This window comes from Sutcliffiella horikoshii, assembly GCF_020524325.1.
Lineage (GTDB): Bacteria > Bacillota > Bacilli > Bacillales > Bacillaceae_I > Sutcliffiella_A > Sutcliffiella_A horikoshii_D.
In genome coordinates, this window is sequence record NZ_JAIVKY010000009.1 from 23,977 (window position 1) to 38,978 (window position 15,002).

13 protein-coding genes are annotated in these 15,002 nt (G+C 42.3%); 3 read left to right on the top strand and 10 right to left on the bottom strand.

The annotated features are described in order from the left end of the window. Positions 1-37: 37 nt before the first annotated feature. The 3 genes from LC091_RS14650 to pssA all read right to left on the bottom strand — a co-directional run bounded on the left by LC091_RS14650 (position 38) and on the right by pssA (position 2,950). Positions 38-1,744: an acyl-CoA dehydrogenase family protein gene (locus LC091_RS14650; protein WP_226682778.1), complete on the bottom strand. Its 1,707-nt coding sequence runs from the start codon at positions 1,742-1,744 to the stop codon at positions 38-40. Continuing rightward, the gene (locus tag LC091_RS14655) at positions 1,728-2,114 is read right to left on the bottom strand and encodes a MerR family transcriptional regulator (RefSeq protein ID WP_226682779.1); all 387 of its coding nucleotides are present in this window, start codon (positions 2,112-2,114) and stop codon (positions 1,728-1,730) included. The genes LC091_RS14650 and LC091_RS14655 overlap by 17 nt, the downstream gene beginning before the upstream one ends. 122 nt (positions 2,115-2,236) lie before the next feature. Further along, positions 2,237-2,950 (bottom strand): CDP-diacylglycerol--serine O-phosphatidyltransferase, encoded by a 714-nt coding sequence (gene pssA, locus LC091_RS14660; protein WP_226682780.1) that lies wholly within the window; start codon positions 2,948-2,950, stop codon positions 2,237-2,239. A gap of 440 nt (positions 2,951-3,390) precedes the next feature. Between pssA and rpsN the strand changes: the two genes are divergently transcribed. The 3 genes from rpsN (at position 3,391) to LC091_RS14675 (ending at position 4,604) form a co-directional block, all read left to right on the top strand. Beyond that, entirely contained in the window at positions 3,391-3,660 is a 270-nt protein-coding gene (rpsN, locus tag LC091_RS14665) for a 30S ribosomal protein S14 (RefSeq protein ID WP_010199153.1), read from the top strand. 69 nt (positions 3,661-3,729) lie between these two features. Next, positions 3,730-4,077 carry a hypothetical protein gene (locus tag LC091_RS14670; RefSeq protein ID WP_226682781.1) on the top strand — a complete coding sequence of 116 codons (348 nt, stop codon included), beginning with the start codon at positions 3,730-3,732 and terminating at the stop codon, positions 4,075-4,077. A gap of 131 nt (positions 4,078-4,208) precedes the next feature. Then, positions 4,209-4,604: an SET domain-containing protein gene (locus tag LC091_RS14675; RefSeq protein ID WP_226682782.1), complete on the top strand. Its 396-nt coding sequence runs from the start codon at positions 4,209-4,211 to the stop codon at positions 4,602-4,604. 47 nt (positions 4,605-4,651) lie between these two features. On the opposite strand, the gene LC091_RS14680 is transcribed toward LC091_RS14675, so the two are convergent. The 7 genes from LC091_RS14680 to LC091_RS14710 all read right to left on the bottom strand — a co-directional run bounded on the left by LC091_RS14680 (position 4,652) and on the right by LC091_RS14710 (position 14,948). Then, complete coding sequence (locus LC091_RS14680; protein WP_226682783.1) at positions 4,652-5,662, bottom strand: Gfo/Idh/MocA family protein; 1,011 nt, start codon at positions 5,660-5,662, stop codon at positions 4,652-4,654. A gap of 929 nt (positions 5,663-6,591) precedes the next feature. Further along, the gene (locus LC091_RS14685) at positions 6,592-7,218 is read right to left on the bottom strand and encodes a hypothetical protein (RefSeq protein WP_226682784.1); all 627 of its coding nucleotides are present in this window, start codon (positions 7,216-7,218) and stop codon (positions 6,592-6,594) included. A gap of 177 nt (positions 7,219-7,395) precedes the next feature. Then, positions 7,396-8,673 (bottom strand): 2-oxoglutarate dehydrogenase complex dihydrolipoyllysine-residue succinyltransferase, encoded by a 1,278-nt coding sequence (gene odhB, locus LC091_RS14690; RefSeq protein ID WP_226682785.1) that lies wholly within the window; start codon positions 8,671-8,673, stop codon positions 7,396-7,398. Further along, positions 8,670-11,546 carry a 2-oxoglutarate dehydrogenase E1 component gene (locus LC091_RS14695; RefSeq protein ID WP_226682786.1) on the bottom strand — a complete coding sequence of 959 codons (2,877 nt, stop codon included), beginning with the start codon at positions 11,544-11,546 and terminating at the stop codon, positions 8,670-8,672. Before LC091_RS14695 ends, odhB begins: the two co-directional genes overlap by 4 nt. Positions 11,547-11,902: 356 nt before the next feature. Next, positions 11,903-13,408 carry a glycine betaine uptake BCCT transporter gene (locus LC091_RS14700; RefSeq protein WP_226682787.1) on the bottom strand — a complete coding sequence of 502 codons (1,506 nt, stop codon included), beginning with the start codon at positions 13,406-13,408 and terminating at the stop codon, positions 11,903-11,905. Between the two features lie 229 nt (positions 13,409-13,637). Then, the gene (locus LC091_RS14705) at positions 13,638-14,249 is read right to left on the bottom strand and encodes a sterol desaturase family protein (protein ID WP_226682788.1); all 612 of its coding nucleotides are present in this window, start codon (positions 14,247-14,249) and stop codon (positions 13,638-13,640) included. 21 nt (positions 14,250-14,270) lie between these two features. Next, entirely contained in the window at positions 14,271-14,948 is a 678-nt protein-coding gene (locus LC091_RS14710) for a GntR family transcriptional regulator (protein WP_226682789.1), read from the bottom strand. Positions 14,949-15,002 lie beyond the last annotated feature (54 nt).

Consider the following 15,002-nt stretch of genomic DNA (forward strand, 5'->3'; position numbering starts at 1 on the left):
CAGGCAGCCTATGAGTGGGCTGCCTGTTTTTTATCTTCTATTCTACTCCAACCGAACTTTTTTCCCAGTTTACGATTAAGTCAAAGTAATGAAGCTTCTTATTTTTTGTATCATACCACGTGTCCGATTCCTTCCAGGTCGTTTGCATGAATAGTTCGGCCTTCGCCTTTTCACGGTCATCACCTGAATTAGCCCCGTCCAATGCAACGACACTTTCAAATATCTTAACCATCAGGCTAGCAATCTTTTTGGAATAGACGGTCTGTATCTCTGGTGTACAACTGCTCGTATAATGGCATAACTCCTGAAGTTTCACTAGCGCGTCCTCTACCGGTTCTTTCATAGAACTGTCGACTTGAAGTGACGCCACTCTCTCTCTCATGGACTCTATAAAAATACGTTCTACTTTAAAACGGCCCATCAGCCTGAGCACTTCCATCCCAAGAATATTTGCGGTTCCTTCCCAGACCGTTAACACCTGGGCATCCCGGAGCAATCTTGGCGTAACAAAGTCCTCAATAAAACCATTTCCCCCATGCATTTCAATTGCTTCATGGGAAAAGTGTACGGCCTGTTCTGCCGTTTCTTTTTTTAACAATGCAATAAGCAATCGATTCAATGCAATATCTTCTTCCGATACCTGTTCTCCTTCGTTTCGCATCACTCGATCAAACAGTGACACAAGCTCAAAACTAGCACTCAATTCCACCTCAAGTTTTACAGCCATATTTACCAAAGATTCGCGGATCATAGGAAAATTAATCAGCCTGTCGCCAAATGTCACTCTGCTTTTCGCATAATCACGCGCTTCGGTATATGCCCTTTGCATGATTCCAAGAGACGCAATCGCATTACAAACACGCGACAAGTTCAATGCCTCCATCATATAGTGGATGCCCTTGCTAGGTTCCCCTACAAGGTATCCTTCTGCATCGTTGAACAGAACCTCTGCGGAAGGAACCGCCCTGACACCAAGTTTGTCCTTCAACCGTCGGATTTCAATACCATTCAAATTACCACTGCCATCTTCCTTTTTCCAAGGAACAGCAAAAAGACTGAGCCCCTTCGTTCCTTTAGGTGCACCCGTCATCCTCGCCAACACCATCGCAACACCACACTGTCCCGCATTGGAGGCAAAGTATTTTTCACCGGTCAAAAGATACGTATCCTTATTGGGATGTGGCACCGCCTGCGTCTCGTTCGCCCCGACATCAGACCCACCTTGTCTTTCCGTCAAAAATGTCGCTCCCTCGAAAAGTTTCATCTCGCCAGTCGAAATGACATGCGGAAGAAATTTTTTCTTAACGTGTTCATTGGCGTAATGCTCAAGTAAATAAGCAGTTGCCATGGTCAGCGTAACCGGACAGTAAAATCCCGGCTCTGACTGGGACAGCAAATAGCCTTGCGCATATGAATACAGGTAGTTGCCCTTTTGACCGAGCTCTGGAATTTCCTTATGCACATATCCAACAATTCCTCTATTATAGGTTTCCTGCACCGTTTTCTTATACCCTTCATTTACCCAAACTTGCGAAATGTCCTCGCCCATCTTATTATATTTGATGAGTCTCGGCTGCCCTTCCCGATCGGTATGCACCGCACGCTCCTCTATTTCATTTGCACAACTCTCTCCGAACTCCGTGAGCTCTTTTTCCGCCCATTCGTACAATTTTGGCTCCATGTGTTGCTTTAGAACATGTTGCAGATGCTGATCCTCTGTGAAAAAATTACGTTTCATCGTCATCCGTTTCTCCTCCTAACCTTTTTTGAAAATCTGTGAGAAGTTCATTCATTTCATTTTTTAGTTCGGTGAGCTCCCGTATCCTCTCTTCGACTTCTGCTACTTTTTTGGTCCCATATTCAATGGTTTTTTGAAGTTGCTTTGTACCAGTGCGGTCTTTATCAAACAAGGTGACCATCTCTTTAATTTCATCAAGCTGAAAGCCATACCGCTTGCCCCTTGTTATTAGCTTTAAGCGAGCATACTCCCTTTTAGAAAAGACTCGCTGGTTTCCATCAGAACGGGAAGGTTCCAGTAGCCCCAACTCCTCATAATAGCGGACAGTCCTCGTGGAAATATGAAATTCATTGGCCAGTTGCGAGATCGTGTACATACAGAACCCCTCCCTTTTTCTGAAAATATAGATAGTTATAGTTTACCATTGACGTTAACGTGAAGTTCAATGGAATTTTGCATAAAAAAAAGACCTACCTCTAAAGGTAAGTCCATTCAAACTCAATCCGTTTCCCGTCTATTCTTCCCGCGCACACGTACAAATCGGTAGGCAAGAAATGCGATATACAATGGAATTGCTATATAGATCAAATAAGGATATTGTGCATATGTTCCTTTATAAACAATAAATAAAGACGCTCCTAAAAACAACGTAACAATAGTTCCATATTTTGGTAGCGGGACATCCTTAAAGCTTGGAATCTTTATTTTGCTAACCATAAGAAAACAAAACGCTGTGAAAATGACCGTTGTTACAATTTGTGGGATTAAATCCCCGAATAAAGTCAACAGTGCCAAGATTCCGCCTGCAGCTGTGATAGGAACTCCCGTGAAGTATTTTCCGGAAGCTTTGCTTGTACTTATATTGAAACGCGCCAATCTGTATGCACCAAACAGTGGAAATAATCCTGCAATGGCCATGCCAAGTATGCCAAACTGATAAAAGTATGTGTAATAAACTAAAAAAGAAGGTGCTACACCGAATGTAACGACGTCGGCTAAAGAATCGAGTTCTTTGCCAAGCTCCCCATCCGCATTCAACATCCTCGCCAGGCGACCGTCCATACTGTCGAGCATCATACCGATTAAAATTAATATTGCTGCGTTACTGTATTCTCCACTTGCGGCAAAACCAATTGATAAGAATCCGCAAAATAAATTCCCCAGTGTGAACATATTGGGGATGCTCTTAATAAGACGCGTCCGCATTCGCATAAATAATCATCACTCCGTCTGTTGATAAGTCATTAGTCATATGTAAAGGGTCATACCCCTATAGAAAATAAAAAAACCTAAACAAAGGAACATGCTTAGGCTCACCTTTCTTTAATTATACCATTCTGGAAGTGGACGAGTAAAAATTATTTTGAGGAAGTGTTCGCTTGTTGCTGGTATGTTCGTTTTGATGAGCTTAAAGCGCTTCTATTTGACCGAACTACACGTTTCAGACAAGCTTCGGGCGTATAGAACGCTGCTTTATTTTTCTATCGGACATATGATATCTCCTACCGAGAAGATCTTAATATCATTTATTATAATCCGTTACTGTTGGATCTTTTAAATTCCCGCACTACTTTTCATTTGAACTCCAAAGTAATCTATGTTTTAATAAATCGTAACGATTACTATTTTCAACAAAAGGAGAGAAGTTTATTATGGCTAAGAAATCTAAAGTAGCAAAAGAAAGAAAGCGTCAGCAACTTGTTGAACAATATGCAGAGATCCGCAGAGAGCTAAAAGCAAAAGGTGATATCGAAGGTCTCCGCAAATTGCCGCGCGACTCTTCCCCTACCCGCCTGAAGAATCGTTGTGAGGTAACCGGCAGACCACGAGGCTATATCCGCAAATTCAAAATGTCCCGTATTGCATTCCGTGAGTTTGCTCATAAAGGACAGGTTCCTGGTGTGAAGAAAGCTAGTTGGTAAAATAGCATCTTCCAGTGCATATTATGCATATACTACTAGAAACTCTTAACAGGGAATGAGGTGTTTTAGATGAAGGAAAGCTTATATAGATACCTTATTAAATGCAGTGTGGCGGAGCTCCCTCCTGAAAAGCAGCTCTTCTACAATTTTGTTCAAGACGTGGAATATGCTTATGAAGTACAAGCAGAAACCCCTGAGCAATACTATGATTTGCTTGTGAAACACCATCCATATGTAGAGGCTGCAAATCATTTTAATATGCCTGTTAGAACAGCCCGAAACCTCATGATTGAGATTGAGCAGAAGATAAGAAATGCCGCAAACAACAGAATGCAACAGGTATTCTGCGTTGATTACACCAAACAAGTTTCTGCTATCGAACATTCAAATAAGCAATACTTTTTTATTGGAATGTAACAAAAGCTTTCTCACAATGACGTTGTGAGAGAGCTTTTTTCAATTGTTTAAACTAACCAGTTGCAATCCTTCTCAGAAAGTGGCACCCTTAATAGGTCAGGAAATTTTTCGGAAACGTGTAGGTGATGACCATGATTGAAGTAAAAAGTTCTCCAGTAAGTGACGGGGAATTCAATAGAGGCGTATTTGCAACAGAGGATATCAAAGAAGGGACACTGTTCCATTCCGCACCGGTAATATCCTATCCCAATGAACAGCACGAACATATTGAAAAGACGTTATTAGCAGATTATGCATTTGAATACGGCATTAATCATTCTGCCATCTTGCTCGGTTACGGCATGCTTTTCAACCATTCTTATGAGCCAAATGCAAGATATGAAATCAACTTTGATGAACATGTCTTTGACTTTTTTGCCTATAAGGATATTAAAGCCGGTGAAGAGATTCTCATCAACTATAATGGCGATGTGGATGAAATGGATCCGCTTTGGTTCAATATGGACGAAAGTGAGAAAGAAGAATAGAAAAATGGTGTCCTAATTTTAGGGACACCATTTTTTTGTTTAATTCGTTATTCATAGACTCGTTTCAACTCTACTCTATGGCCTTCTTCATTGGAACGACGGGCTGCATCATTTATCAAGGTGAGCAAGTATGCGTCTTGGTGGCTGATGTCGGGTTTTTTACCTGATGAGATTTCTGTGACCCATTGCATCATAGCAGATGGTGCGTTCTCAGGTAGTTCATATTCAGATGGTATATGCCAGCCTTCTTCAAGCTTTACACTTTTAATTCGGATGGTATCGTCTTCTATCATTAAGGTACCATCTGTTCCATAAACCTCTAATTGGAATGGACTACCAGAAGAAACAAACCCTGTTTCTAAGATCCCTAGTGCACCAGATTCATACTCCACAATGGCGACAGCATTATCATCTACCTCATAATTAAACGTTTCTTTAAACCTTGCTGTTACTGCTTTTGCTTGTCCGCCTAGTCGGTTTGTCAAATATATTGGATGTGCGCCAAGATCGATGAATGCACCGCCACCGCAAAGTTCCTTATCGTAAAAATGCTGTGGCAGCCAACCATTAGGATGCTCTTCTGTTGGAACGGATCCATTGTGTGCAACACGGCAGCGGATGGTTGTAAGCCTCCCCAATAATCCTTTGTCCACAACTTGTTGTGTGTATAAATAATAGTCCGCTGTTAAACGAGGCAGAGAAACCATCAGTTTAACCCCGTGCCTCTCTACCTCTTCGAGAATAGCCGCTGCATCTGCTTCCGTTTCTGCAAGCACTTTTTCCGTGAAAACATGCTTGCCGTGCTTCGCAGCTTTGGTGATGATTTCTGTATGCATGCTTGTTGGCGAAGCGACAATGACCGCATCAATCTCTGAGTTCCTAAAAATGTTGTCTAACTCTTCTTCAAAGGTGAGACCGAGCTCATCTGCCCAATCTTGGCCTCTTTCTTTTTGCTCATCCCAGACGTGTGTAAGGGTTATGTGCTCATTTTGAATCGCTTCTTCTGCATATTCTTGTGCATGCACATGCCATTTGCTAAGTAGTGCCGTCCTAATCATAAGTGATGCCTCCATTTATATAATAGTTAATAAAGTAAAAGAACAATATCTCTAACGCGACCTAAGACCTTAATCTATTGGGACGTTTTCTCGCTTTTTGTATAGCTTTGAAGTATTAGGCTTGGCCGGATCAATTCTATACTACTTTACTCTCATCTATTACTTTTTCAACGAAATCCCTTGTCACCAAGGTCTTCATAACAGCGATGAGGACCTCTCTCCTCCTGGTTTCTCCTCACCGAGGTCTTCATAACGGCCATGAGGACCTCTCTCCTCCTGATTTCTCCTCACCGAGGTCTTCATAACGGCCATGAGGACCTCTCTCCTCCTGGTTTCTCCTCGCTGAGGTCTTCATAACGGCCATGAGGACCTCTCTCCTCCTGGTTTCTCCTCACCGAGGTCTTCATAATGGCCATGAGGACCTCTCTCTTCCTGATTTCTTCTCGCTGAGGTCTTCATAACAGCGATGAGGATCTCTCTCTTCCTGATTTCTTCTCGCTGAGGTCTTCATAACAGCGATGAGGACCTCTCTCCTCCTGATTTCTCCTCACCGAGGTCTTCATAACGGCCATGAGGACCTCTCTCCTCCTGATTTCTCCTCGCTGAGGTCTTCATAACGGCCATGAGGACCTCTCTCCTCCTGGTTTCTCCTCACCGAGGTCTTCATAACGGCCATGAGGACCTCTCTCTTCCTGATTTCTTCTCGCTGAGGTCTTCATAACGGCCATGAGGACCTCTCTCCTCCTGATTTCTCCTCACTGAGGTCTTCATAATGGCCATGAGGACCTCTCTCCTCCTGATTTCTCCTCACTGAGGTCTTCATAATGGCGATCAATAATTATTCTGAAGACTATCCACAATTCGATTATTTTATTATTTACTAAACAAAAAAGACAGAGTCGCCCCTGCCTTTCAGTCTAACGACAAAATTATAGCTTTACTTTAATCTTGATATCTTCCCCAACTTTTTTGTTATTCTCATCTACAGGTGCTTTCATATTAATCTGCACCCATTCCACATCTTCGGCTTTTGTTTCTTCTAATAAGAAGAAAATAGCCCCTTGCTTCTTTTCTCCGCCAGTGAACTTTTCATTAAGTTCACCAGTGTCTTCACTCTTTGTCGTCAAACGAGAATCAGGTGCAGCGACCTCTTCCCCTGTATTTGTCACGATACTTGCTTGGTACGCTTCAAAATTTAATGAGTTTGAAGTTTTATTTTCCACTTCCAAATCAAACTGAATATATTTGATTTCATCCTGGCCCATGTATTCTTTGAATCCGCCAGCAAGCTTACCACTCATTACGGATACTTTGTCCACATTAATGTTGAACGAGTCTGTTTCAATTGGTTTTAAGCGGTTGTTTCGAGCGTGATACGTAAAGCTACCACCCTCTGTCTCTGCCGTTTCACCAACTGGAATCAAACTTTCTTCATCTTGTCTTTCTTCTGTTTCTTCTGCAAATCCTTCTTCATTTGCTTTCTTATCATCTGATGTGCATGCCGCAAGCACCACAACTAGTAGCCCTATTAAAAATAAAGATAGAACTTTCTTCATCTTATGTTTCCCCCTTGTGTGACTGAATCTCTTTTTTGTATATATGGATGATTATACTGCATGTTTTCGCAGAATTGCTAGTATTCCGACAATATTCCCCACAAAAATATACTTCCATTTTCAGGAACTACTCAAAAAAAAGAGAGCCTATCCTAGTGATAAGCCCTCCCCATACTATCAACCTTCCAACAATAAGTCTTCCGGATCTTCAAGCAATTGCTTTACTCTTACCAAGAACTGTACCGCATCTTTTCCGTCGACAATACGGTGGTCATAAGATAATGCGATGTACATCATTGGTCTTACTTCTACTGTATCGTTATCATCTACAACGACTGGTCGGCGTTGGATTGTGTGCATTCCAAGGATACCAACTTGTGGTGTGTTCAAAATTGGAGTGGAATACAGAGAACCAAAGATTCCACCGTTTGTAATCGTAAACGTTCCACCTTGAAGATCTTTTAGTCCTAAAGAGTTGTCACGAGCCTTTTTGCCAAGGTCACCGATTTCTTTTTCAATACCGGCAAAGCTTAGTTTGTCTGCGTCACGTACAACTGGCACGACTAAACCTTCTTCTGTTGATACAGCAACTCCGATGTCATAAAACTTCTTCAACAGGATTTCGTCGCCTTGGATTTCCGCATTTAATAATGGGAAAGATTTAAGCGCGCCGATTACCGCTTTTGTGAAGAAGGACATGAACCCAAGTTTAACGCCATTCTTTTTGAAGAAAGCATCTTTGCGACGGTTACGAACATCCATTACTGCCGTCATATCCACTTCGTTAAACGTTGTTAACATTGCTGCTGTATGCTGTGCTTCTACTAAACGTTTTGCGATGGTTTGACGTCTTCTGCTCATTTTGATGCGTTCTACGCGAGCATCATCCTGAGTTGGTGCTGCTACAGCTGGTTTAGATGGTGCAGCTGCCGGTTTGGATGTGGCTTCAGCCTTTGGTGCATTTTTAGCTTGGCTGTGTGCTTCCACATCTTCTACACGAACGCGTCCCATTGGATCACGGAAGGAAACTTCATCAAGATCGATGCCAAGCTCTCTTGCTTTTTTACGTGCTGCGGGAGAAGCAACTGTTCTTGACTTGCTTACTTTTTTCTCTTCCGCAACTGGAGCTGGTGTAGCTTCTTTAGCAGGCTCAGCTTTAGGAGCCTCTTCTGCTTTCGGTGCTTCCTCTTTTGGAGCCGCTTCCGTAGCTGCGCTAGTGCCTTCTTCTCCAAGCTTCGCAATGACTTGTCCAACAACAACATTGTCCCCTGGTTCAGCTAAAAGCTCTTGGATTACCCCACTGAAGTCACTTTTAATTTCTACGTTTACCTTATCTGTTTCAAGCTCTGCAATTGTTTCTCCCTTTTCAATCGCGTCACCTGTTTTTACTGTCCATTCTGCAATCGTACCTTCTGTAATTGATTCTGCTAGTTCTGGCACTTTAATTTCGATCATTTGTTTTCCCCTCCAAGCCCTTTGTGTACGTTCACTGTATCTTCCACGATCCATGCTTGTTCTTGTTTATGAATATGCGGCTCACCTGTTGCAGGACTTGAGCGTTTCGGACGCCCGATGTAGTCCACTGCAATGCCGTCTGTTGCAATTTCATGAAGATTTGCTTTCACAACCGGCCATGCTCCCATGTTCTTCGGTTCTTCCTGAACCCAAACAATTTCTTCTAGGTTAGGGAATTGTGCAGCAAGCTCTTCCACTTCCTTATGAGGGAATGGGTATAACTGCTCCACGCGTGCAATGTGAAGGGATTCTACTTCTTCGCTGCCCATCTCATCTACTTTGGAAGCCAGATCAATCGCCACTTTACCTGTACATAATGCCAAACGTTTTACTTTATCTTTGTTATGTCCCGTACGCTTTTCTTCTACCAACAGCTTGAAGCTTCCTTCTGTCAACTCAGACACATCGGAAACAGTCATGGCGTTACGCAATAAGCTCTTCGGCGTCATAACGATAAGCGGTCTTGCATCTTCTTTTGTTGTCAGCTTCGCCTGTCTTCTTAAAAGATGGAAGTACTGTGCAGCACTCGTCACGTTCGCCACAATCCAGTTGTTCTCTGCAGCAGAGTTCAAGAAACGCTCTACGCGGCCGCTGGAATGCTCAGGTCCTTGTCCTTCATAACCATGGGGCAGTAGCATAACTAGGCTTGATTTTTGGCCCCACTTCGCTCTTCCGGATGCGATGAACTGGTCAATGATTACTTGTGCTACGTTTACGAAATCCCCAAACTGTGCTTCCCAAATAACAAGGGATTCTGGCGATTGTACGCTGTATCCATAATCAAAACCAAGAACTGCCGTCTCCGATAAAGGACTGTTGTAAAGGGAAAGAGACGCTTTTGCTTCCGGTAATTCATGCAACGGAATGAAGCGCTCGCCCGTTTTGTTGTCATGCAACACAAGATGACGATGTGAGAACGTTCCGCGCTCACTATCTTGACCTGTAAGGCGAATTGGCGTGCCATCAGCAAGAATTGATGCAAACGCAAGTGTCTCCCCTAAGGACCAGTCCACTTTGTTGTCATTAGCAAGCAGGCTTTCACGCTTTTTCAAAATACGGCCAAGTTTCGGGTAAACAGTAAAAGTTTCCGGGAACTTCACCAGGTTACTGTTGATGGATTTCAATAAGTCTTCCGGCACTGCCGTTTCCAGCTCAGGAACCTGATCACTAATAGGTTTTGGCACCTGCTTAATTTTCACATTGCCTTCGTCCTCTTTACGAAGCTCATCGAAAATACCTTGCAGCTTCTGCATGAATTCCGTTTTCTTGCCAGTAAATTCTTCTTCTGAAAGGATGCCTCTGTTCACAAGCTCTTTTCCGTACTTTTCAGCAATAACCGGATGATTGTTAATTTTTTCATATAAAAGTGGTTGTGTCACATTGGCATCATCCATTTCGTTATGACCGAAACGACGGTAACCAATTAGATCAATCACGAAATCTTTCTTAAACTTCTTGCGGTATTCGTATGCAAATACCATAACAGCCAAACAGCTTTCCGGATCGTCAGCATTCACATGGATGACCGGGATTTCATATCCTTTTGCAAGGTCACTTGCATACTTCGTTGAACGGGAATCACCATAGTTTGTTGTGAATCCAAGCAGGTTGTTTGCGATGATATGAATCGTACCACCTGTTGCGTACCCTTTTAATTTTGTCAGGTTCAACGTTTCAGCAACCACCCCTTCACCAGGGAATGCTGCATCTCCGTGTACAAGGACACTGAAGGATGACTGCTTGTTCTGTTTTGGATAGCCTTTTTCTGATCGGTCTTCCTGGGAAGCACGCGCCACCCCTTGGACGACAGGATTAACAAATTCTAAGTGACTCGGGTTGTGAGCAAGATTGATGCGCACTACTTGTTCCTTTTCACCAGTTACTTGACGGTCAGCACCCATATGATACTTTACATCCCCAGACCAGCCAAAGTTGATTCCGCGGGAACCTTCAGAAGGAACAAGTTCCTTGTTCGGAGAGTGGTGGAATTCAGAGAAAATCAGCTCATATGGCTTGCCAAGAACATGCGCAAGTACATTTAGACGACCGCGGTGCGCCATCCCGATGCTGATATTCTTTGTTCCATCTTCACAGCCGGACTGAATCAGCTTGTCGAACATCGGTACAAGCATGTCCAACCCTTCGATGGAGAAACGCTTCTGGCCAACGAATGTTTTATGTAAAAACTTTTCGAAGCCATCAACTGAAATTAATCTTTCAAGTAATTCAACTCGTTGTTCTTTAGTGAACGGTCGCTCAATTCTTGTATTCTCAATATACGAGTTTAGCCACGTTTGCTCTTCCTCATCATGGATATGACCAAACTCATACGCAATTGTTCCTGTATAAATACGCTTAAGGTGCTCGTAAGCCTCCCAAGCATTCGAAATCGCCTCAGGTGCAGCTTCCCACACAAGGTCAATTGGTATTTGCACAAGATCCTGTTTGCTTAATCCGTATGTTTCTACATCAAGAAATCCAACATCATCTTGTGGCTCCTTGTGGAGGGGATTAATATTAGCCGCAAGATGTCCAAGCTCACGAATATTACGCAGAAGCTTGTTTGCGGAGATTACTTTTTTGATCGCCATTTGTGGTGCAGTTTGAAGGCTGGTTGCCCCGCTAGCTGCATCATTGTTAGAAATGGAAATGGAATCCATTCCAGGCGGTGGACCTAGTTCCTCAAAAAGCGCACGAATAGATCCGTCTACTGATTCCGGATCTTGTTGGTACTTTTCATACATGTCATACACATAACCCATATTCGGGCCATAAAAGCGCTCCCAAATTTGTTCAACTTCTACCTTACTCATTATTACATGCCCCCATCTTAGGCTGTGACGTTTTTAAAATGCCTCTGAAATAGTTACTATATAAAGGTTTCAGGTACTTAATTGACTCATTTACAAATCCTATACCCTCACCTATTACTTTCACACCTAAATTATACAGAAAAAACTTTCTATTTACCATAAAAACGTTTTCATATTTTGGACAAATTTTCTTTTCTATTGGAAATAAAGGTTTTTTCAGAATATTATAAATAAACAAAGGAGTATTTGGGGTTCGGGTGAGGTTGAAAATATTATAGTGGGTGAGAGCTATTCCTATTTGGATGCAGGGCTAGAATAAGCAAACGGCCTGCCTAAAACCTAGGCAGACCTAACTACTAACTTGCTTTTTTAACTGCTTTATCTTTACCTTTTTCAAGCTTCCATTCTTTGTCCAGCTCTTTTAACAAACCATAGCACATAACCAAAATGATGAAAGTTAACGGCAAGGCACTAACTATAATTGCGGTCTGTAAACCAGCCAACCCACCTGATGCCATCAGCACTAATGTTGCTGCGACTAAAATGATTCCCCAAACAATTTTCACGTTGTTTGGAGGATTTAATTTCCCTCCAGTTGTCTGCATTCCTAAGACAAAGGTAGCTGAATCAGCAGAAGTAACAAAGAATGTAGTGATTAACATAACAGTCAATAAGGATAAAAACGCACCTAAAGGCAATTGTTCATACACATAAAAGAGTGCGGTCTCAAGGCTTTGATCTGACACGTTCAGACCTTGTACAAATTCTAGATGTATCCCTGTTCCTCCGAAGACTGTAAACCAAAGCGCACAAACCAAGCTTGGAACAAGTAGAACGGCGATTGTAAACTCCCTGATTGTTCTCCCCTTGGATACACGTGCAATGAACATACCAACAAAAGGTGTCCAAGATATCCACCAAGCCCAGTAGAATACGGTCCATCCCTGTGTCCATGCAGCTTCTGTGGCATCAAAAGGTGACAGGCGCAAGCCCATCAATGCTACATTCTGTACATAGCTTCCTAGTGTAGTAGTAAACATATTTAATAGGAAAAGTGTTGGCCCAAGAATAAGTAACGCAAAGAACAAAATAACAGCAAGTGACATATTAATGTTACTTAAGTATTTGATACCCTTTGAAATTCCTGTAGTTGCTGAAACGATGAAAAGTACGGTAATCACAGCCATAATAATGAACTGTACAGTGAAATTATTCGGAATACCTACTAAATACTCCAGCCCAGCATTGATTTGTTGCGATCCTAATCCCAATGATGCCGCTACACCGAACAATGTAGCAAATACCGCAACAACATCAACCGTTGTTCCAATAGGTCCTTTCACCTTTTCACCAAGTACAGGACGAAGTGTAGCACTCATCAACCCTGGTGCGTTGTTTTTGAATTTCTGATAAGCAAGTGCCATCGCTACTATTGCGTAAATGGCCCATGCATGAAGACCCCAATGCAACCACGTATATCTCATACCTAGTATGGCAGACTGCTCTGTGCTTCCTTCACCAAGTGGTGGAGAAGCAAAGTGAGAGATTGGCTCTGATACGCCATAGAAAAGTAATCCTATTCCCATTCCCGCTGAAAAAAGCATCGCAAACCATGTTGCTCGATTGTATTCAGGCTTATCATCTTTTTTTCCGAGTTTAATTTTTCCGTATTTACTGAAGATCATGAAGGCGGCAAATAAGAGGAAGAACGTGGCAACTAATTGATAGAACCAACCAAACGTTTCCAAAACAAAATCTTGCGCAATTCCCATCGCATTTCCAAGCTGATCTGGAATCAAAACCCCTACTAATACAAATAATGCGGCAATCCCTACCGAAATTTTAAAAACTGACCTGTCCATAAGCATCAACATCCCTTTTTCACAATTTTTTATTCTATTCCCTGCAATGCCTATTAATTAAACCATATTACTAATAAATTAGAAAAAGGGAGGAGGAATGATATTCCAGTAAATTCACCAATATATTCCTCCATGGCTCATTCACCTTTCGTAGAGGGAGAATTGCGACCGAATAGTTAAAGATGCTTCTGTTTGCGAACTTTACTATAGTAGAGAAAGGGTGTCATCCTCACACTCGCTTCTCCAAATCTTTCGCCGTCTTGCTTGTTTCCACGTCCTTTTCATTTTTCAGCGTTCCAAATAGTACATCTACAAAAGGTGTGGATACTCCATACCAAAAATTTTCGTTCTTAAAATGATGAAGAATATGCGTCTTTTTCACCCATTTACCAAATTTCGTCCGAGGTTTGATTGGTCGGTGCGCAACGTAGTGTTTCCACTCGTAAAGAAAGAGCATCATCATCAACCCGCTTGCAAATCCGAGCGTTAACCCCGAGCTTCCTGCGATTAAGTAGAATATTATTGCGAGCACAGACAGATTCGGCAAGCTATACCAAAGCGGTAAAAACAGCAAATGCAAATCATTTGGATTCGTATGGTGGTCATAATGAAGACGTTTTAACATTTTTAGAAAAAATGAATTTTTCGGAGGCTTCAGGTGAAACACAAATCGGTGTGTCAGGTACTCGCTGAACATAAATGTCAGCATTCCGAATGCAAACACCGCCAACAAACCCCACGTCAATCCACTCCAAACTTGGAAACCGATACTTCCCACAATCAGCATTAGTAAAATAGTGATGTCCGGAAACAAAAAGAACTCCCTGTAATACCCCTTCATCTCTCTTCCCCCTTGTTTTATTTATTTTACAGCGGTTTGATCCTGCCACATTCTGATACTTTGTTCCATCATGTTGTGCACAAGCTGTTCCGCTTTGTCACCGTCTTTTTTCAAAGCTGCTTCCATCAACTTCATGTAGTAACTCTTGGAGGCATTCCGGTAGGAGGCTTCTGTGAAATAGTAGGTTGCCATTTTAAGATAAAGATTTCCAAAACTATTGAGAATGAGCAGATAAATAGGATTCGGTGCAGCTGCTGCAAGTCTCCGTTGTAGATGCCAGTCATATTCTGCAAAAGAGACAGGGTCGTCTGCGACACTTTCACTTTCTCTCAACAAAGAAATAACCTCCAACGGTTTATGTAAGACCGCTCCTTTTACATAGGAAGGGGAAAGGTTTTTCCTAAGCTCGAGGAGGTGGATGATAAATTCGTTTGGAATACTCTCCTCTTCATTTAGAATGTGAGCGATTGTCATGAGATTGCCCTCTTTCCAATAGTCATTCACTGTAGCACGTTGATTATGGCGAATTGTGAGCCAGCCATCCCGTTCAAGACGTTGCAACACTTCACGAATAACTGGCCGGCCAACTTCAAATACCGTTGCAAGTTCACGTTCCGAGGGAATTTGTGTACCTGACGCAAACTCAGCATTGAGGATTTTTTGAATAAATAGCTTTTCTATCTTATCGCTAGCTCGCATGATAGTTTTAGTCCTCCTTTTTCCCAATAAAAATAAAACTGGTAATACCAAATC